The sequence below is a fragment of the Burkholderia sp. JP2-270 genome (assembly GCF_003233675.1).
In the GTDB taxonomy this organism is placed as follows: Bacteria; Pseudomonadota; Gammaproteobacteria; order Burkholderiales; family Burkholderiaceae; genus Burkholderia; species Burkholderia pyrrocinia_C.
On sequence record NZ_CP029824.1, the window covers coordinates 2,830,591 to 2,849,965 of the forward strand.

The window sequence follows — 19,375 nt, forward strand, 5'->3', positions numbered from 1 at the left end:
CAGGCCTCCCTTCGCTCAGCTCTGGCTTGCCTTCGGCAGATAGTTGTTGCCGACGATCTCGCCGAACGGCCCCGACAGCGGGCCGGCCGGCCGCTCCGCGCCCTTGCCCTTGATCAGCGGGAACACGAGTTCGGCAAAGCGATACGACTCCTCGAGATGCGGGTAGCCGGACAGGATGAACGTCTCGATGCCGAGATCCGCGTATTCGCGCATGCGCTCGACGACCTGCTCGGGATTGCCGACGAGCGCGGTGCCCGCGCCGCCGCGCACGAGACCGACGCCGGCCCACAGGTTCGGATACACCTCGAGCGCCTCGCGGCCGCCGCGCTTGCCGCCGTGCAATGCGGCCATCCGGCGCTGCCCTTCGGAATCCATGTTCGCGAATGCCTTCTGCGCACGCGCGATCGTATCGTCGTCGAGGCGGCTGATCAGGCGCTCGGCATCACGCCATGCTTCGTCCTCGGTCTCGCGCACGATCACGTGCAGGCGAATGCCGAACTTGATCTTGCGGCCGCGCGCCTCCGCGCGGGCACGGATGTCGGCGATCTTCTTCGCGACCGCCTCGGGCGGCTCGCCCCAGGTCAGATAGGTATCGATATGATCGGCGGCAATCGCGTGCGCGGCCGGCGACGAGCCGCCGAACCACAGCGGCGGATGCGGACGCTGCACGGGCGGATAAAGCGCCTTGCCGCCCTTCGCCTGCAGGTGCTTGCCGATGTAGTCGAAACCGCCGTTGTCGTGCGACGCTGCAAGCAGCCCGCGCCAGATATTCAGGAAGTCGTCGGTGATCTCGTAACGCGTATCGTGATCGGCGAACAGGCCGTCGCCTTCGAGTTCGGCCGCATCGCCGCCGGTCACGACGTTGATCAGCAGGCGGCCGCCCGACAGGCGGTCGAACGTCGCGGCCATGCGCGCCGACAGCCCCGGCGACGCGATGCCGGGACGGATTGCAACCAGGAACTTCAGGCGCTGCGTGGCCGGAATGAGGCTCGACGCAACGACCCACGCATCCTCGCAGGAACGACCGGTCGGCAGCAGCACGCCTTCGTACCCAAGCGTGTCCGCCGCGACGGCGACCTGCTTGAAATAATCGTAATCCGCGGCGCGCGCGCCTTCGGCCGTGCCGAGGTAGCGGCTGTCGCCATGCGTGGGGATAAACCAGAACACATTCATCTGCTGCTCCTGCTTGACTGTTCTTGCCGAAATTTGAAAAAACGTCCCCCTGCTCGCGTCGCGGACGAGCGACGCATGCATGGTGTGCGTTCGAATCGGGATGGTTCGCCGGTCAGGCCGTGCAGTGGGCAAATACGCGATTGCACGGCTGTTTCTGGGAAATCAGTCTAGGGACCGGCGCAGGGCTTTGGAACGATTTTTTTGAGCTTAGGTTTTCCGCTTTCGTGATTAGCACGACGCTGGAGCGAATATCGCGGCTGCCCGGCCCTATAATGACGCAACTATCCGAATAACTCCGCGCGAACGGCCCCGGCCGGGCGCGCCTGCGGTGCACTCATCGATGCAGAAAGTCATCCTGCCGTTCCTGTCCGGCTTCCTTGCCGCCCTGTTCTTCCGCGAGGCCACGCTCGCCCTCCTTCACACAGCGGACCTGATCGCCGCGGCCGGCTTCTCCACGCAGCCGTTCGCGCCGCTCGGCATTCCTGAATTTGTCGCGAACGCGCTGATCAGCGCGTGCTGCGCGATCCCGATGGCATGGCTGTTGCGCGTGTCGCCGGAACGCGAGGCGTCGTGGATCGGCGCACTCATGTTCGGCGGCATCGTGCTGACCGCTGCACGCGTGTTCGCGATCGATCCGCTGCGCGGCATCTGGCCGTCGGGCAACATGATGCCCGTGCTCGCGGCCGGCTTCGCGGCGAACGCGGTGTGGGGCTTCGGCGCACTCGTATTCATGCGCGCGTTCATGTCGGACGACGCGGGCAACGAGTAACTCCGGAACGGGCTCTGCGCCCCTCGACCGCAGACCGATCGACGTCCATAAACGAAAAGGCCGCCTGCACATGCAGGCGGCCTTTTCGTTTATGTCGCGCGGCCGGGTCAGTCGTTCAAATTCCGCAGCGGATGCGTGTCGGATGTCCACGGGCTGTCGAACATCGCGAGCACCTCTGCCCCATCGATGTCGGCGGCCGACTTGAAGCGCCAGGCCGGCTGGTGATCCTTGTCGACGATCAGTGCGCGCACGCCTTCGATCACGTCGCCGCGCGCGAACGTCGAGCGCGTGAGATCGAGATCGCGCCGCAGGCAATCGGCCATCGTCGCGCCGCGTGCGCGTTCGACGACTTCGAGCGACACGGCCATCGACAGCGGCGACAGCTGGCCGCGCATCGCGTGGGTCGCCTTCTCGACCCACCCGTCGACGGCCGCGCAATCCGGCTCGGCATCGAGCGACGCGAGGATCGCGTTGATGTCGGGCTGCGCGAAATGGCGGTCGATCCCGGCGCGCGCATCGGCCAGCGCCGACGTGTCCGGCGTCGGCACGACCTTGTGCGCGGCAGCCGCGTCGGCCACGCAGGCGACGGCCTGCGCACCGCTGTCGATGCGCGCGCTGCGCAGCGTGTCGAGCAGCGCCGGCAGCGCGGCATCGGACAGATAGACGTCGGCGAGCTGCGCGTACAGCGCACCGGCCGCGTCGAGCGTCGCGCCCGTCACGGCGAGATAACGACCGATCGCGCCGGGCGTGCGCGCGAGAAACCAGCTCATCCCGACGTCCGGGAACAGGCCGATACGCGTTTCGGGCATCGCCATCTTCGTCGAGTCGGTCACGACGCGCAGGCCGCCCGTATGCCGCGCCGCCTGCGAAATACCCATGCCGCCGCCCATCACGACGCCGTGCATCAGCGCGATATAAGGCTTCGGATAGGTGAAAATCGTATGATTCAGCGTGTATTCGTCGATGAAGAACGCGTCGATCGCATCGCGGTCGCCGCGCTGCCATGCATCGTGGAAAAAGCGCACGTCGCCGCCCGCGCAGAAGGCGCGTGGATGCGGACTGTGCACGACGACGGCAACCACGTCCGGATCGTCGCGCCACGCGTCGAGCGCCTGCTGCATCAGCCGGATCATGCCGACCGACAGCGCGTTCAATGCCTTCGGCCGGTTCAGTTCGAGAAAACCGATGCGGTTCGCGACATAGGCGCGCACGTCAGGCTGGGCGGATTCGGCGGAAACGACAGCGGAAGTGGAATCGGTCATGAGGGCTATCCGGCAAATGGCAGTCGCACGTTCAGTGCGCCTGCATCTTCGAGAACAGGTTCAGCACCACGACGCCCGCGATGATCAGCCCGAGGCCGATCACCGCCGGCACGTCCGGCACCTGACGATAGAGCAGCATCGCGACGAGCGTGATCAGCACGATGCCGGCGCCCGACCAGACTGCATAGATGATGCCGACGGGCATCGTGCGCAGCGTCAGCGACAGACAGTAGAACGCGATGCCGTAACCGGCGACGACGAGCGCCGACGGCCAGAGGCGCGTGAAGCCGTCCGCCGCGCGCAGCGCGGACGTGCCGACCACTTCCGCGACGATCGCGATCGCGAGCCATGCGTATCCGGGAAGCTGCATCGCTCAACTCCTTGCGAGGGCCAGCACGGCGTAATCGTGGCCGAGCTCGGCGCACAGCGCCTCGACGACGAATTCGTGGTCCGCGCGCTGCGGCAGCCCCGACGCGGTGATCGAGCCGATCACGCCGGCACCCGCGACGGTCAGTGGAAACGAACCGCCGTGCGGCGAATATTCGGCGATCGGCAACCCGTGCTTGTCCGCCAGCGTGGCGCCGGCCTGCTGCATGCGCAGGCCGATCGCATACGAGCTGCGGCGGAAATGCGCGACGACGTTGCGCTTGCGGCGCACCCAGTCGGCGTTGTCGGGGGTCGCACCGGCAAGCGCCGCGTAGAACAGCGGCTGGCCGAACGTGACGATGTCGATCGCGATGGCATGGCCGCGCGACGTCGCGAGCGCATGCATCCGGTTGCCGAGCGCCCACGCGCGGGCCGGGTCGAAATGGGGAAACACGAGCGCCTGTTCCTGCGCGCCGATCGATTGAAGATCGTGAGCGATGTCCATGAATCCGTCGATGCAATAAGGTGAGCCGCAGCGGTGCCGATGCGATCGCGCACGGCGCCGCTGCCGAAGAGACGAAACAAACCGCTCGATTCTAGCGCACGCGCCCACCGTCCCGTCCCCGCAAGACGCGACACGCGATTGTCAGAAAGTGCTTGCGCGCGCTCGGGTAACTCCTTATAATTCATTTCTTCGACGGACGCGGGGTGGAGCAGTCTGGCAGCTCGTCGGGCTCATAACCCGAAGGTCGTAGGTTCAAATCCTACCCCCGCAACCAACGTCCAGATTCATGCAAAAAGCCCGGCCCAGCGCCGGGCTTTTTGTTTTTCCGCACCCGATCCTCTCGCCCTCTTCGCGCACGCACGCCGCTTCGCGTGGCACGCCGCCCGCATGTGCAGGCGTTCGAGAATGCCGCGCCCCGGTGATACACTCGCATCACCTCGTCCCTTCCACTCGACATGAAATTCTGCTCCGTCTGCGGTCACGAAGTCATCGCGCGCATTCCTCCGGGCGACAACCGCGAGCGCTTCGTCTGCGATCACTGCGGCACGATCCATTACCAGAATCCGCGCAACGTCGTCGGCACGGTCCCGGTCTGGGGCGATCAGATCCTGCTGTGCCGCCGCGCGATCGAACCGCGCTACGGATTCTGGACGCTGCCCGCGGGCTTCATGGAAATGGGCGAGACGACGGCCGAAGCCGCCGCGCGCGAAACGCTCGAGGAAGCCGGCGCGCGCGTCGAGGTACAGAACCTGTTCACGCTGCTCAACGTGCCGCACGTGCACCAGGTCCACCTGTTCTACCTCGCGCGGCTCACCGATCCGGGTTTCGAAGCCGGCGAGGAAAGCCTCGAAGTGAGGCTGTTCGACGAAGCCGACATCCCGTGGGACGAAATCGCGTTCCCGACCGTCAGCCAGACCCTGCGATTCTTCTTCTCCGATCGCGCCGCCGGCGACTATGGCGTGCACACCGGCGATATCTTCCGCTCGCTGCGCAACGGCTGAGCCCGCCCCCATGGTCCCCTGGCTCGGCCCGGACGATCCGTTTCCGCCCATCGAACGTGCGCTCGGTCCCGCGACCGGCGCGCCCGGGCTGCTCGCCGCGAGCGCCGACCTGCTGCCGTCGCGCCTCATCGACGCGTACCTGCGCGGCATCTTCCCGTGGTACTCGGACGGCCAGCCGGTGCTGTGGTGGAGCCCCGACCCGCGCATGATCCTCGTGCCGGCCGAATTCAAGGTGTCGCCGTCGCTGCGCAAGACGCTGAAGCGCGTGCTGCGCGAGCCCGCATGGGAAGTGCGCGTCGATCACGACTTTCCGGGCGTGATGCGCGCCTGCGCGCAGGCGCCGCGCCGCGGGCAGCGCGGCACGTGGATCACGGCGGAGATCATCGACGCCTATACGTCGCTCTACCGCTCCGGCAACGCGCACAGCATCGAGACGTGGCACGACGGGCGCCGCGTCGGCGGCCTGTACGGCGTGTCGTTCGGGCGGATGTTTTTCGGCGAATCGATGTATGCGGATGCCACCGACGCATCGAAAATCGCGCTGGCCGCGCTCGTCGCCCACCTTCGCGACCAGGGGCTGGAGATGATAGACTGCCAGCAGAATACGTCGCATCTAGCGTCGCTCGGCGGCCGCGAGATCGCACGCAAGGCCTTTGTCGCTCACGTGCGCCGCGCGGTAGCCGAACCGCCGATTCCGTGGCAGTTCGACAAGCGCGTGCTCGCCGCGCTGACGGGCCCCGCCGAAACGGCGGCGCCCTCCGGGATCGAGCGCTAGCGCGGCACTCCTTCCCTGCATCGAGAGCTGCCCATGACTCACCCGACTGAGCTGCCGCTTTCACCGCTTTCGGCGCTGCAATTCTATGCAACGGCGCCCTATCCGTGCAGCTATCTGGACGGCCGTATCGCGCGCTCGCAAGTCGCGACGCCGAGCCACCTGATCAACTCGGACATCTACACCGAACTCGTGAAGGCCGGCTTCCGCCGCTCGGGCGTCTTCACCTATCGCCCGTACTGCGACGGCTGCCGCGCCTGCGTGCCGGTGCGCGTGCCCATCGACGCGTTCGTGCCGTCGCGCACGCAGCGCAGGATGTGGAAACGGCACCGCGCGCTCGTCGCGACGGTCTCGCCGCTGCACTACGACGAAGAACACTACGCGCTCTACATGCGCTACCAGTCCGCGCGCCACGCCGGCGGCGGAATGGATCGCGACAGCCGCGATCAGTACGAGCAGTTCCTGCTGCAGAGCCGGATCAACTCGCGCCTCGTCGAATTTCGCGACCTCGACGCGCCGGGCGGCGAGCCCGGCAAGCTGCGCATGGTCAGCATGATCGACATCCTCGGCGACGGGCTGTCGTCCGTCTACACGTTCTTCGAGCCCGACGACCGGCACACGAGCTACGGCACCTACAACATCCTGTGGCAGATCGAGCAGGCGAAGAGCCTCGGGCTGCCGTACGTGTACCTCGGCTACTGGATCCGCGAGAGCCCGAAGATGGCCTACAAGGCGAACTTCCACCCGCTCGAAGGGCTGATCGACGGCCGCTGGAAGATACTCGATCCGGAACGGGTCGACCTGCCGCCCGTCGATTCGGCACTGGCCCGCGCGCCGCTACCGGGCGGGCATTCCGGCTCGGGCTGACGCGCGCCGCGGGGCTGCGAAGCGAAGCACGCCCCTGCCGCGCAACTCCCGGTAAAATAGCGGGTTGTCATTCATTCCGGCTGCCCGCCCAATTCCCGTGTTCAGTTCCCTTTATCCGCTGGCCCGCGCATCCCTGTTCAAGATGGATGCGGAAGACGCTCACCACCTCACGCTGCGCGCGCTCGGCGCGGCCGGCCGCACGGGCCTCGCCTGCGCGCTGTCGGCCCGTGTGCCCGACGCGCCGCGCACCGTGATGGGGCTCACGTTCCGCAACCCGGTCGGCCTCGCGGCCGGCCTCGACAAGGACGGCGCGGCCATCGACGGCCTCGCGGCGCTCGGCTTCGGCTTCATCGAGGTCGGCACGGTCACGCCGCGCCCCCAGCCGGGCAACCCGCGCCCGCGGATGTTCCGCCTGCCGCAGGCCGAAGCGCTGATCAACCGGATGGGCTTCAACAACCACGGCGTCGACCAGTTCGTGAAGAACGTCCAGGCCGCCCGCTATCGCGGCATCCTCGGCCTGAACATCGGCAAGAATGCCGATACGCCGATCGAACGCGCGGCCGAGGACTACCTGTACTGCCTTGAGCGCGTGTACCCGTTCGCGAGCTACGTGACGATCAACATCTCGTCGCCGAACACGAAGAACCTGCGCCAGCTGCAGGGCGCGGGCGAGCTCGACGCGCTGCTCGCCGCGCTGAAAGACAAGCAGCAGCGTCTCGCCGACCTGCACGGCAAGCTCGTGCCGCTCGCGCTGAAAATCGCGCCCGATCTCGACGACGAACAGGTCAAGGAAATCGCCGACACGCTGCTGCGCCACAAGATCGAAGCGGTGATCGCCACCAACACGACGCTGTCGCGCGCGGCCGTCCAGGGCCTGCCGCATGCGGACGAAGCCGGCGGCCTGTCGGGCCGCCCGGTGTTCGACGCGTCGAACGAAGTAATCCGCAAGCTGCACGCCGAAGTCGGCAGCGAAGTGCCGATCATCGGCGTCGGCGGCATCTTCTCGGGCGAGGACGCCCGGGCGAAGCTCGCGGCCGGCGCGTCGCTGGTCCAGCTTTATACGGGCTTCATCTACCGCGGCCCCGCGCTCGTCTCGGAATGCGTGAAGGCGATCGCCCGCGAGCGCACCGCGTAATATAGCCATAAACAAACGGCATTTATCGATCGATTGCATTTTTGCTATCATCGGTCGCACTATCGGAACAGAGCCCCAGCCGGGGCAAGGAAGCTCAGACGATGAAATTTTCGCTGCTGAAGAAGCTGCTGGTTGCGGGCCTGATCGGTTCGTCGTTCGCCACCGCCACCGCACATGCGGCCGACCTCCTCGACCAGGTGAAACAACGCGGCACGCTGCGGATCGGCCTCGAGGGCACGTTCCCGCCGTTCAACTCGAAGAACCCGCAAGGTGAGCTCGTCGGCTTCGACGTCGACGTCGCGAAGGCCGTCGCCGCGAAGCTCGGCGTGAAGGCCGAGTTCGTGACGACCGAATGGAGCGGCATCATCGCGGGCCTGCAGGCCGGCAAGTTCGACGTGATCGCCAACCAGGTCGGCATCACCGACAAGCGCAAGGAGACGCTCGACTTCTCGCCTGCGTACACGTATTCGTCCGCACAACTGATCCAGCGCAAGGACGACTCGCGTGACTTCAAGTCGCTGGAAGACCTGAAGGGCAAGAAGCTCGGCGTCGCGCTGGGTACGAACTACATGGACATGGCGAAGTCGGTGCCCGGTATCGACGTGAAGACGTACCCGGGCGCTCCCGAGTACCTGCGCGATCTCGCGGCCGGCCGCCTCGACGCAGCGCTCAACGACCGCCTGATGCTCGCGTACCTGACGAAGAATTCGCAACTGCCGCTGCGCCCGGGCGCGAACGTCGGTTCAGCGAACCCGTCGGGCATCCCGTTCAAGAAGGGCAACCCGAAATTCCAGAAGGCGATCGACGACGCGATGGCCCAGCTCGCGGCCGACGGCACGTTCACGAAGATCTCGGACAAGTGGTTCGGCATCGACGTGACGAAGCCGATCAAGTAAGCACGCCTGCATTTCCCGCCTGACGGCGGGCCGGACAGGGCGGCATCCGCAACGATGCCGCCCTTTGCTTTATTCGTCCGGTTTATGATTGCGCTTTCGCGCACGCATCCGATTCGTATTCCATGTCGACAACGTCCCTGCTCGTCCAATCGCTGCCGGTGCTCGCACAGGGCGCCGTACTGACCGTCAAGTTCGCCGTGCTGTCGATGGTGTTCGGCCTGCTCGGCGCCGTCGTGCTCGCGATGATGGGCATCCGGCAAAGCGAGCCGCTCGACGGCTTCGAACGCATCTGGGTCAACGCGCTCGCGGGGCTCGCGCGCGCGTACGTGAGCCTGATGCGCGGCACGCCGCTGCTCGTGCAGATCTTCGTCATCTACTACGGGCTGCCGAGCCTCGGCATCTCGCTCGACCCGACGCCGGCCGGCGTCATCGCGCTGTCCGCGAACGTTGCGGCTTACATGTCCGAAAGCATGCGCGGCGCGATCAACGGCATCCACCGCGGCCAGTGGCTCGCGTCGTACAGCCTCGGGCTGTCGTGGGGGCAGACGCTGCGCTACGTGATCGGCCCGCAGGCGCTGCGCATCGCGGTGCCGAGCCTGTCGAACAGCCTGATCAGCCTGATCAAGGACACTTCGCTCGTGTCCGTGATCACCGTGACCGAACTGCTGCGCAGCGCGCAGGAAGTGATCGCGGCGACCTACCAGCCGCTGCCGCTCTATCTCGCCGCCGCGGCCGTGTACTGGATCCTGTGCCAGATCCTCGAATGGGCGCAGCGCTGGTACGAAAAGCGCCTGTCGCTGCCGTCGCGGCACTGAGCGCACGCCATCCGCCGGGCCGCGTACGCGGGCCCGGCACCTTCGTTGCCGCCTACTCGCCCGAATAGCGCACGCCGAGCGCGGCACGCGCGGCATCGGTCATCGCGATCATCTGCCGCGAATGGTCGTGCGTCATGATCGGGCTTTCGGTTTCGCCCGCGCGCAGCAGGTCGCAGAAATGCGCGGTCTCGTAGTTCAGCCCGCCGCCGTCGACCGGTGCGTCGAGTTCGACGGTGCGCCCGTCCGCATAGCGGATCGTCGCGCGCGCGGGGTTCCACCACTTCTCGTGAATGGTCACGTGCCCGCCGGCCGCGGCGATCAGCGCGTCGCCGCGGCCCATCACGTCGAGCCCGCAAAAGAGCTGCGCGATCCCGCCGTTCGCATGCAGGCTGTTCAGGCTCGCGAACATGTCGACGCCCGTCGCGCCGACGCGGCCGAGCGTCTGCACGTCGAGCGCCGCGCCGAGCCAGTCGACCGCGAGAAACGCCTCGTAGATCCCGATGTCGAGCAGCGCGCCGCCCGCGCGATCGAGGCGATAGACGGAATGGTCGCCAGGTACCGACGACGACGCACACCCTGCACGCACGAGCCGGATTTCGCCGATCGGGTCGTCATGCAGATGCGCGCGCAACTGACGGTACAGCGGAAAGAACGGCGGCTTCATCGCTTCCATGAAGAGCCGACCGGCGTCGCGGGCCGCACGCAGCACGGTGTCGAGTTGCGCCGCGTTCAGCGTCGCGGGTTTTTCGCACAGCACGGCCTTGCCGGCGGCAAGTGCGGCCAGCGTGTACTGCGCGTGACTGTCATGGAGCGTCGCGATGTAGACCGCGTCGATGTCGCTCGCGAGGAGTGCTTCGAGGCTCGCGGCAGGCGTGCCGCCGCATGTCTCGCAAAAGGCTGTCGCTGCATCGGCGCGGCGGGCCCAGGCACCGGTGAGCGTGGCGCCCGGCACGTGCGCGAGGCTTTGCGCGAAGCGGCGCGCGATGCTGCCTGCGCCGACGATGCCGAAGCGCACCGGGCGGTGGTCGTTGTCGTTCATCCTGATCTTCCGTGTCGGTCGTATGACGGTGGCCGGCACGCTGCCGACCGGCCGTCATGATAAACGGCTCGCCGGCACACGGATGAGCAACGCGAGCAGCATCAGGCGCGCATGGGTACGTCGACGGAGAAATCGCGCGAGATCTCGTCGGCGCTGAAATCGATCAGCGCGAGCGAGGCCGCTTCGGCTTCGCGCGGATCGCGCCGCTCGATCGCATCGACGACACGCGCATGCGCCTTCACCGCGATCTCGTGCGCGCCTTCCTTCTGCACGACGCGCGGATTCACGAGACGCACCGCCCCGCGCACGATCGCCGCCATCTGCTGGAAGAACTGGTTGCCGCTCGCCTGCACGATCCGCGTGTGCAGCAGCTCGTCCGCCGTGTCGTAGCCGGGATCGCCGGGCTGCAGCACCTTGAACGCATCGAACGCTTCACGGATCCCCGCGATGTCGGCCGCGGTCGCACGCACCGCTGCCTGCGCGGTCGCGCGCGGTTCGATCAGCATTCGAAATTCGATGACGTCGCGCATGAACTGCGGATCGGGTTTTGCCCGAAATCGCCAGCTCACGACGTCTTCGTCGATCATTCGCCAGTCGCGCATCGGCCGCACGCGCGTGCCGACTTTCGGCCGCACGTCCAGCATGTCGCGCGCAAGCAACATCGACAACGCTTCCCGCATTACCGTGCGACTCACGTCGAACTCTTTCGACAGCACGTCCTGTGGCGGCAAGATGCCGCCGTACTTGTCTTCGACGATACCCGAGACAAGCCCATCCATCACTTTGGCGACCAGTGACCGGTCTTTGCCCTGCTCCATGACACCTCCCCGTGCGTCGATTTGCGAACACCTGCTCCGCAGTTCCGCCGGCCCTGGTTACTACTGTTCTTATGATCTATAAGTTGATGAGTTCGAGGATATTTCGCTATCTGGTAAACACCTGACAGGGTTATCCCTCTTTTTGACGGGGTGATTTATAAGGCTACAAAAAAGGCCCGGGAAGCGCGCTGCGCCTGCCGGGCCGTGATTTCCACAAGATTTAAACATGCAATCCATTACGGGTCCCTGACGCCGTTACGGACTGCTTCTCATTCAACTCGATTCGGCCGAATAAACGATCGTTTCAACGCCGTTTTCCGTGCCGAGCAAGCACAGATTCGCGCCGCGCTCGGCAAACAACCCGACGGTCACGACGCCCGGCCATGCGTTCACCTGCGCTTCGAAGCCGCGCGGATCGGTGATCTTCAGCCCCTTCACGTCGATGATCTCGTTGCCGTTGTCGGTGATGTACGGTGCGCCGTCCTTCGTCACGCGCAGCACGGGCACGCCGCCGAGCGCGGTCACGCGCCGGCCGATCGCCGTGCGCGCCATCGGCACGACCTCGATCGGCAGCGGGAACGCGCCGAGCACCGGCACGCGCTTGCTGGCGTCGGCGATGCAGACGAACGTGTCGGCCACCGACGCGACGATCTTCTCGCGCGTGAGCGCGCCGCCGCCGCCCTTGATCATCGCGCCGCTCGCATCGATCTCGTCGGCGCCGTCGACGTACACCTGCAGCGAGTCGACCTCGTTCAGGTCGAACACCTTGATGCCGTGCGATTTCAGGCGTTCGGTCGTGGCGACGGAGCTCGACACGGCGCCGCGATAGCGCGACTTGACGACGGCGAGTGCGTCGATGAAGCAGTTGGCGGTCGAGCCGGTGCCGACGCCGATCACGGCGCCTTCCGGCACGTTCTGGATCACGTAATCGGCGGCGGCCTGGCCGACGAGGCGTTTGAGTTCGTCTTGAGTCATGGCGTGGTAATGCTGTGGGATTGCGGAAAAACCGCCAGTTTACCGGACTCGGATGACGGCCCGCGTTTTTCGACGCGCGGTGCGCCGGGCGTTCAGGGTGCGCCCGCCGCGGGCGCATTGTCCGCCGGTTGCGCGCCGGGGAAGTATTTGTCGAGCAACGCCTGCGCGATCGCGTCGCTTTCGGCGTCCGGATTGCCCGCATAGTCGGACGGACGGAAATGCATCTGAAACGCTGCGAATACGCGCCGCGTGCGCGCGTCGAGCACGCCGTCGGTCGGCACGTCGTAGCCGTAGCGCGCGAGCTTGAGCTGCAGTTCGCGCACGTCGACCAACGCGTGCGGATCGCGGCCGCCAAGCCGGGCGGCCACGGTCGCATCGTCCGGCCATGCGCCGACGCCGGCCAGTGCGAGCGCATGCCACGGGAACAGCGGCCCCGGATCGATCTTGCGTTGCGGCGCGATGTCGCTGTGCCCGACCACGCGCGTCGGCGGGATCGCGTAGCGTACGACGATGTCCTTCGACAGGCGGGTCAGCGCATCGATCTGTTCGGACGAATACGGCTGCCAGGTGCGATTCTGCGAATCGAGCGGCCCGCGGTTCACGTTTTCGATGCCGATCGACGCCGCGTTCAGTTCAGTCGCGCCCTGCCACTCGCTGACGCCCGCGTGCCATGCGCGCATCGATTCCGGAACGAGCTGGTAGACGACAGGCATCCCGTGTTCGATGCGCGGCTGCGGCGGCACGACGTAATGCACGCTGACCGAATCGCCCGTCAGCGTGCGCAGCGACTTCGCTTCGCCGCTTTCGGTGTAATGCATCACGAGAAAGCGGATCCGCGAATCGGCACCGCGCGCGTACAGGCTCGTGTCGGCGTAGTAGGTGCCGCGTTCGACGAGCGACGGCGACGTGCAGGCAGCCAGCAGGCATATCACGGCGCATGATGCGCCGAGGCGAAACAGGGTCATCGGTCGCGAGTTCCGGAGAACCGCGTGCCGCATCGCATCGCGACACGCGTCGTTCGGGTCATGCCCGGCTCGCGCATATCGCGCGAGACAGGATGCGTCAGCCCTTCACGCGCCGCTGGCGCACGGCTTCGTACAGGCACACGCCGCTTGCGACCGACACGTTCAGGCTTTCCACGCTGCCGGCCATCGGGATGCTCATCACCTCGTCGCAGGTGTCGCGCGTGAGCCGGCGCATGCCTTCGCCCTCCGCGCCCATCACGAGCGCGACGGGGCCGTCGAGCTTCGTGTCGTAGAGCGTCGCCGACGCCTCGTCCGACGTGCCGATGATCCACACGCCGGCCTCCTTCAGCTCGCGCAGCGCGCGCGCGAGGTTCGTCACCGTGATGTACGGCACCGTATCGGCCGCGCCGCTCGCCACCTTGGCCGCGGTCGCGTTCAGGCCGACCGCACGGTCGCGCGGCGCGATCACCGCGTGCGCGCCGGCCGAATCGGCAACGCGCAGGCACGCGCCGAGGTTGTGCGGATCGGTGACGCCGTCGAGCACGAGCAGCAGCGCGGGGCCCTGGATGCCGTCGAGCAGCTCGGACAGGTTCTGCGCGAGCGGCACGTCCTCGACACGCGCGACGACGCCCTGGTGGCGCTCGGTATGGGCGAGGCCCCACAGGCGCGTTTCGTCGGCCGCGATCAGCCGCACGCCCGCTTCCTTCGCGGTGTGCAGGAAGTCCTGCATGCGGCGGTCGCGGCGCGTCTGGTCGTACAGCACCTCCGCAACCGTCGATGCATCGTGCCGCAAGCGTGCGGTCACCGCATGAAAACCGTAAAGAACCTTCAGACGTGACATGACTGGAACAACCTTCGATCAAACGTGCGGCCGCGCGACACGCGCAGCCGCGATCCATGGAAAAGGAAAGCGCCGCGTTGCCGGCCGATGACCGGTGACGCGGCGTCTCTCGATACTGCGGGGCGCGCGCATGCGCCGCCCCGAACACTCAATACTTCTTGCGGGCGCGCGCCTTCTTCGCGGTCGGCTTCGCCGCCGCACCGCCGCTGCCACCACCGCCGCTCTTCTTGCGTGCGGCACGCGCTTCCTTCACCGCGACGCTCGGTGCGCTTGCGGCCTTCTTGCGGCGAGGCGCGAGTTCCTCCGCCTGCGGCAGCGCACGCACGCGCGGGCCGTTGCGATCAGCACCGGCACCTGCGCCTGCGGCCGCCGGCGCGGGCGACGGGCGCAGCGCCTTCACCGGCGTATCGCGCACGAGGCGGAAATCGATCTTGCGCGCGTCGAGGTCGACGCGGCTCACCTGCACGCGCACGCGGTCCGACAGACGATAGCGGATGCCCGTCCGTTCGCCGCGCAGCTCGTTCTTGATCTCGTCGTACTGGAAGTAGTCCGAGCCGAGTTCAGTGACGTGCACGAGCCCTTCGATGAACAACGTATCGAGCTGCACGAAGATGCCGAACGACGTGACGCCGTTCACCATCCCGCCGTACTCCTCGCCGAGCTTGTCGCGCATGAAGTAGCACTTGAGCCATGCCTCGACGTCGCGCGACGCTTCGTCCGCACGCCGCTCGTTGGCCGAGCAGTGCAGGCCGAGCTCTTCCCAGATCGCCGTGTTCGAGCGCGAGCGGTTGCGCGCTTCGTCGTCTGCCTGCTGCATCGCGCGGGCGCGCGGCGACAGCGCGGTGTTCAGCTCGAAGCCCTCCGGCGCCTTCGGCACGTACTTCTTGCCGGACAGGATCGAATAGATCGCGCGGTGCGTGAGCAGGTCGGGATAACGGCGGATCGGGCTCGTGAAGTGCGCGTACGCCTCGTACGCGAGACCGAAGTGGCCGATGTTGTCCGGGCTGTAGACGGCCTGCTGCATCGAGCGCAGCAGCATCGGCTGCAGCATCTGCGCGTCGGGCCGGTCGCGGATCTGCGCCATCAGCGCCGCGTAGTCGCTTGCATGCGGCTTGTCGCCGCCGCCGAGCGACAGGCCCATGCCGCGCAGGAACGCACGCAGGTTCTCGAGCTTCTCCGGCGTCGGCCCCGCGTGCACGCGGTACAGGCCCGGATGCTTGTTGCGCTTCAGGAAGTCGGCCGCGCAGACGTTCGCGGCCAGCATGCATTCCTCGATCAGCTTGTGCGCATCGTTGCGCTGGCGCGGCACGATCTGCTCGATCTTGCCCTGCGAGTTGCAGACGATGTAGGTCTCGGTCGTATCGAAGTCGATCGCGCCGCGCTTCTGCCGTGCGGCGAACAGCGACTTGTAGACGCCGTACAGGTTCTGCAGGTGCGGCAGCAGCTCCGCGCGACGCGCGGCCTCCGGCCCCTTCGTGTTCGACAGCACGGCCGCCACTTCGGTGTACGTAAGGCGCGCAGCCGAATGGATCACGGCCGGATAGAACTGGTACGCCTTGATCTCGCCGCGCGCGGTGATCACCATGTCGCATGCGAGCACGCAGCGGTCGACTTGCGGGTTCAGCGAGCACAGGCCGTTCGACAGCTTCTCCGGCAGCATCGGGATCACGCGGCGCGGGAAATAGACCGACGTGCTGCGCTCGAGCGCGTCGGCATCGAGCCCGTTGCCCGGCTGCACGTAGTACGACACGTCGGCGATCGCGACGATCAGCCGGAAGCCGTCGCCGCGACCGACCTTGACCGGCTCGCAGTAGACGGCGTCGTCGAAGTCGCGTGCGTCCTCGCCGTCGATCGTCACGAGCGGCACGTCGCGCAGGTCGACGCGAAACCGCAGGTCGGCCGGCCGTACCTTGTCGGGCAGCGCGGCAGCTTCGTCGAGCGCCGGCTGGCTGAATTCATGCGGCACGCCGTACTTGCGCACCGCGATTTCGATTTCCATGCCCGGATCGTCGATGTCGCCGAGCACTTCGACGACACGGCCGAGCGGCTGCGAATGACGGCTCGGGAAATCGGTCAGCTCGACGACGACGACCTGCCCGACCTTCGCCTTCTTCACGTTCTGCGTGATCAGGATGTCGTGGCCGATGCGCTTGTCTTCCGGCGCGACGATCAGCGCGCCGTTCTCGTTGAGCAGGCGGCCGATCACGCGCTTGTTCGCGCGCTCGGTGACTTCGACGACATGCCCTTCCGGCCGGCCGCGGCGATCGTAGCCGACGATCCGCGCGAGCACGCGGTCGTTGTGCATCACCTTCTGCATTTCGCCGTTCGGCAAAAACAGGTCGTCCTGGCCGTCGTCGCGGATCACGAACCCGTAGCCGTCGCGATGCCCCTGCACGCGCCCTGCGACGAAATTCGACGGATGGGTCAACTGGTAGTGGCCGCGCTTGTCGAGACGGATCTGGCCGTCGCGCTCCATCGCGGCGACACGCCGGAAGAACCCTTCGCGCTCCTGACGCTTGATCGACAGTGCTTCGGCGATGTCGTTGGCAGCCAGCGGCGCATCGCTCGTACGCAGCACGCCGAGAATTTCTTCACGGCTCGGAATGGGGTACGGATATTTGCTCAAGGGTTTGTCGATGATTGTTCTCGTTGCGTTGACTGATGGTGCACGGCATCAACATAGAGGTGTCCGTCAGACAGTTCTATATTGACGGCGGCGGGTCATTCTATCACCCGCCTGTGTCGCCAAATAACGGGAATGCCGCGGGCAGGCGCGACAGCGGCCGGTTTGCGATGCATCGCAAAAAAGTGTTGACACGAATAATTGGGGCGCTATAATTTCGCTTCTTTGCAGCAAGCAGCTACTGCAAAACGTGCCCAGGTGGCGGAATTGGTAGACGCACTAGGTTCAGGTCCTAGCGGTGGCAACATCGTGGAGGTTCGAGTCCTCTCCTGGGCACCACTTGTTTTTCTAAAAAGGTCGGCTTTTAGCCGGCCTTTTTTCATTTCCGGCTCAAAAAAAAGAGTGGCCGGCACAGCTCGTCGAACTCGGCCTTCGTGAATTTCCGCAGGCGCGCGCATTGAGCACCTTCGGCGCGATCTCCGGAATCTGCGTGGCGACCGCCTGCCCCGCTTCCTTATGCCCGCCAGTCGGATCGATAGCAGAATTTATCGGTTATCGCCCACCCTCCCCGTTGGTACGTTAGCCGGCCCGCTTCATTGCAACGAACCCAACGAGGAGCACGATTCATGACGTCGATGAACCGCCGCGCGTTCGCGCGCGCGATGCTGGCCGCAGGCCTCACTGCGGCGGGCGTCCGAACGCACGCCGAGACCACGAATGCCGCATTGCGCATCGGCTACCAGAAGTCGTCGACGCTCATCACGCTGCTCAAGACGCGCGGCACGCTCGAGCAGGCGCTTGCGCCGCTCGGCCGGCGCGTGTCGTGGCACGAGTTCGCGAGCGGACTGCCGCTGACCGAAGCGCTCAACGTCGGCGCCGTCGATTTCAGCGCCGACGTCGCCGATACGGTCCCGGTCTTCGCGCAGGCCGCGCATGCGCGTTTCGTGTACGTCGCGCAGGAAGCGCCGTCGCCGAAGGCACAGGCGATCGTCGTCAAGCAGGACAGTACACTTCGAACGATCGCCGATCTCAAGGGCAAGCGCATCGCGGTCACGAAGGCGGCCGGCAGCCACTACCTGCTGCTTGCCGCGCTCGCACGCGCGAAGCTCGCGCCCGCCGATGCCGCGATCCACTACCTGACGCCCGCGGACGGCCGCGCGGCGTTCGAGCGCGGCAGCGTGGACGCATGGATCACGTGGGATCCCTATGTCGCTTCGGTCGACCGGAATCCCGACGTGCGGATTCTGGCCGACGGCAACGGACTCGCGTCGTACCAGCGCTACTACCTCGCATCGAGCAGTTTCGCCGCCGCGTGGCCCGACGTCATCCAGATCCTGTTCGACCAGTTGTCGCAGGCCGGCACGTGGCTGCGCGATCACCCTCAGGAGGCCGCGAATACGCTCGCGCCGATCTGGGGGCTCGACGCGGCGACGATCGCACGCGCGAACGCGCGACGCAGCTACCTCGTCCGCGCAGTCGTCGCGCAAAACTTCGGCGAACAGCAGAAGATCGCCGACACGTTCCTCGCGGCCGGACTGCTGCCTGCACGCGTCGATACGGGCCAGGCGCAGCGCTGGAATTTCGCGGCGAAACGCGCGGATCCGGTCGGTGCGTGAGACTCCGTCGCACGAGGACGCAATATTTTTATCGCTTCGGATGAAATTGTGTTGACAGACTTCGAAGACACGCTAGAATAGCGGTCTTCGCATCGCAGCAAGCGAAACGTGCCCAGGTGGCGGAATTGGTAGACGCACTAGGTTCAGGTCCTAGCGGTGGCAACACCGTGGAGGTTCGAGTCCTCTCCTGGGCACCACTTATTTAAAAAGGCCGGCTTTTAGCCGGCCTTTTTTCATTTCCGGTCCCGCATCGGCCCCACCCATCCGCCAGCCGGACGACCCTCGAAACAGTGCTGCCCGGCCATCGGCGTCAGGCACCGTTCCAGCGTTTCGCGGCAATCGCGACGCGCTCGCCAAGCAGTTCGGCCGTCTTTCGATCGCTCTCGAGAATCGCATCGCCGCCCTCGTCCGCATTCGCCTGTGCCATCGCACCGAGGAACCGGCGACAATCCTTCGCATCGGGATCGACCGGCAGCGATACCCGAACACGGCGAATCCGGCACGCGCCCCCCTTCTCGCCCCCTCAGCGACTGTGCAAAATCTGTTGACAAGCCGTTCAGGCACGCTATAATTGCGGTCTTTCGCATCGCAGCAAGCGAAACGTGCCCAGGTGGCGGAATTGGTAGACGCACTAGGTTCAGGTCCTAGCGGTGGCAACATCGTGGAGGTTCGAGTCCTCTCCTGGGCACCACTTGTTTTCTAAAAAGGTCGGCTTCTAGCCGGCCTTTTTTCATTTCCGGCCCCGCATCATTCACACCACCCGGTTGCTCGGCGCGGTGCGCCCCCTCCCATGCCATCTTCCGGACGGGCAAAAATCGTCGTCGCTTCCGCAGCGAAACGCGCCCGTCACGCGAATTTCAAAGTTTTCGCCCCGGGTTCCGCCCCCCCCATTTCCCGAGACCCACCCCGCCCCCCCTCATCCACGGCAAAGACCGGG

At 66.2% G+C, this 19,375-nt stretch carries 18 protein-coding genes and 4 tRNA genes; 12 read left to right on the top strand and 10 right to left on the bottom strand.

Translation table 11 applies throughout. The features are described from left to right. Positions 1-15: 15 nt before the first annotated feature. Positions 16-1,173 carry an FMNH2-dependent alkanesulfonate monooxygenase gene (gene ssuD / locus DM992_RS13360; protein ID WP_111017920.1) on the bottom strand — a complete coding sequence of 386 codons (1,158 nt, stop codon included), beginning with the start codon at positions 1,171-1,173 and terminating at the stop codon, positions 16-18. 340 nt (positions 1,174-1,513) lie between these two features. Between ssuD and DM992_RS13365 the strand changes: the two genes are divergently transcribed. Next, a complete protein-coding gene (locus tag DM992_RS13365) occupies positions 1,514-1,942 on the top strand; it encodes a hypothetical protein (RefSeq protein ID WP_111017165.1) in 429 nt (142 codons plus the stop codon). Positions 1,943-2,049: 107 nt separating this feature from the next. Here DM992_RS13365 and DM992_RS13370 read toward each other — a convergent pair whose 3' ends face one another. From DM992_RS13370 to DM992_RS13380, 3 genes are read right to left on the bottom strand one after another with little or no spacing between them, the layout of a single operon-like run. Beyond that, the gene (locus DM992_RS13370) at positions 2,050-3,204 is read right to left on the bottom strand and encodes an enoyl-CoA hydratase/isomerase family protein (RefSeq protein WP_111017166.1); all 1,155 of its coding nucleotides are present in this window, start codon (positions 3,202-3,204) and stop codon (positions 2,050-2,052) included. A 31-nt stretch (positions 3,205-3,235) separates the two neighbouring features. Then, entirely contained in the window at positions 3,236-3,574 is a 339-nt protein-coding gene (locus tag DM992_RS13375; RefSeq protein WP_111017167.1) for a multidrug efflux SMR transporter, read from the bottom strand. A 3-nt stretch (positions 3,575-3,577) separates the two neighbouring features. Then, the gene (locus tag DM992_RS13380) at positions 3,578-4,075 is read right to left on the bottom strand and encodes a heme-degrading domain-containing protein (protein ID WP_011351856.1); all 498 of its coding nucleotides are present in this window, start codon (positions 4,073-4,075) and stop codon (positions 3,578-3,580) included. 197 nt (positions 4,076-4,272) lie between these two features. Here DM992_RS13380 and DM992_RS13385 point away from each other — a divergent pair. From DM992_RS13385 to DM992_RS13415, 7 genes are all read left to right on the top strand, one after another. Further along, a tRNA-Met gene (locus DM992_RS13385) sits at positions 4,273-4,349 on the top strand. A gap of 181 nt (positions 4,350-4,530) precedes the next feature. Beyond that, a complete protein-coding gene (locus tag DM992_RS13390) occupies positions 4,531-5,076 on the top strand; it encodes an NUDIX hydrolase (RefSeq protein ID WP_111017168.1) in 546 nt (181 codons plus the stop codon). Between the two features lie 10 nt (positions 5,077-5,086). Next, positions 5,087-5,851: a leucyl/phenylalanyl-tRNA--protein transferase gene (gene aat / locus DM992_RS13395; protein ID WP_034184077.1), complete on the top strand. Its 765-nt coding sequence runs from the start codon at positions 5,087-5,089 to the stop codon at positions 5,849-5,851. A 33-nt stretch (positions 5,852-5,884) separates the two neighbouring features. Next, a complete protein-coding gene (locus DM992_RS13400; RefSeq protein WP_111017169.1) occupies positions 5,885-6,715 on the top strand; it encodes an arginyltransferase in 831 nt (276 codons plus the stop codon). A 97-nt stretch (positions 6,716-6,812) separates the two neighbouring features. Then, the gene (locus DM992_RS13405; protein ID WP_111017170.1) at positions 6,813-7,850 is read left to right on the top strand and encodes a quinone-dependent dihydroorotate dehydrogenase; all 1,038 of its coding nucleotides are present in this window, start codon (positions 6,813-6,815) and stop codon (positions 7,848-7,850) included. A gap of 101 nt (positions 7,851-7,951) precedes the next feature. Continuing rightward, complete coding sequence (locus DM992_RS13410) at positions 7,952-8,746, top strand: cystine ABC transporter substrate-binding protein (RefSeq protein ID WP_111017171.1); 795 nt, start codon at positions 7,952-7,954, stop codon at positions 8,744-8,746. Positions 8,747-8,868: 122 nt separating this feature from the next. Next, positions 8,869-9,561, top strand: coding sequence for an amino acid ABC transporter permease (locus DM992_RS13415; protein ID WP_047900564.1), 693 nt, complete (start codon positions 8,869-8,871; stop codon positions 9,559-9,561). Positions 9,562-9,613: 52 nt separating this feature from the next. Here the strand turns inward: DM992_RS13415 and DM992_RS13420 are convergent, their stop codons facing one another. The 6 genes from DM992_RS13420 to rnr all read right to left on the bottom strand — a co-directional run bounded on the left by DM992_RS13420 (position 9,614) and on the right by rnr (position 16,825). Further along, entirely contained in the window at positions 9,614-10,600 is a 987-nt protein-coding gene (locus DM992_RS13420) for a Gfo/Idh/MocA family oxidoreductase (RefSeq protein WP_111017172.1), read from the bottom strand. 101 nt (positions 10,601-10,701) lie between these two features. Next, the gene (locus DM992_RS13425) at positions 10,702-11,418 is read right to left on the bottom strand and encodes an FCD domain-containing protein (protein ID WP_034184071.1); all 717 of its coding nucleotides are present in this window, start codon (positions 11,416-11,418) and stop codon (positions 10,702-10,704) included. A 273-nt stretch (positions 11,419-11,691) separates the two neighbouring features. Further along, the gene (rpiA, locus tag DM992_RS13430) at positions 11,692-12,393 is read right to left on the bottom strand and encodes a ribose-5-phosphate isomerase RpiA (protein ID WP_111017173.1); all 702 of its coding nucleotides are present in this window, start codon (positions 12,391-12,393) and stop codon (positions 11,692-11,694) included. A gap of 92 nt (positions 12,394-12,485) precedes the next feature. Next, complete coding sequence (locus DM992_RS13435; protein WP_111017174.1) at positions 12,486-13,358, bottom strand: N-acetylmuramoyl-L-alanine amidase; 873 nt, start codon at positions 13,356-13,358, stop codon at positions 12,486-12,488. A 97-nt stretch (positions 13,359-13,455) separates the two neighbouring features. After that, positions 13,456-14,199, bottom strand: coding sequence for a 23S rRNA (guanosine(2251)-2'-O)-methyltransferase RlmB (rlmB, locus tag DM992_RS13440; protein WP_034184068.1), 744 nt, complete (start codon positions 14,197-14,199; stop codon positions 13,456-13,458). A 148-nt stretch (positions 14,200-14,347) separates the two neighbouring features. Continuing rightward, positions 14,348-16,825, bottom strand: a complete 2,478-nt coding sequence (gene rnr / locus DM992_RS13445) for a ribonuclease R (protein ID WP_111017175.1) — start codon at positions 16,823-16,825, stop codon at positions 14,348-14,350. A 249-nt stretch (positions 16,826-17,074) separates the two neighbouring features. Here rnr and DM992_RS13450 point away from each other — a divergent pair. The 4 genes from DM992_RS13450 (at position 17,075) to DM992_RS13470 (ending at position 19,129) form a co-directional block, all read left to right on the top strand. Then, positions 17,075-17,161 (top strand) — tRNA-Leu (locus DM992_RS13450). A 287-nt stretch (positions 17,162-17,448) separates the two neighbouring features. Then, the gene (locus DM992_RS13455) at positions 17,449-18,438 is read left to right on the top strand and encodes an aliphatic sulfonate ABC transporter substrate-binding protein (RefSeq protein ID WP_111017176.1); all 990 of its coding nucleotides are present in this window, start codon (positions 17,449-17,451) and stop codon (positions 18,436-18,438) included. Positions 18,439-18,548: 110 nt separating this feature from the next. Continuing rightward, positions 18,549-18,635 (top strand) — tRNA-Leu (locus DM992_RS13460). Positions 18,636-19,042: 407 nt separating this feature from the next. Further along, a tRNA-Leu gene (locus tag DM992_RS13470) sits at positions 19,043-19,129 on the top strand. Positions 19,130-19,375 lie beyond the last annotated feature (246 nt).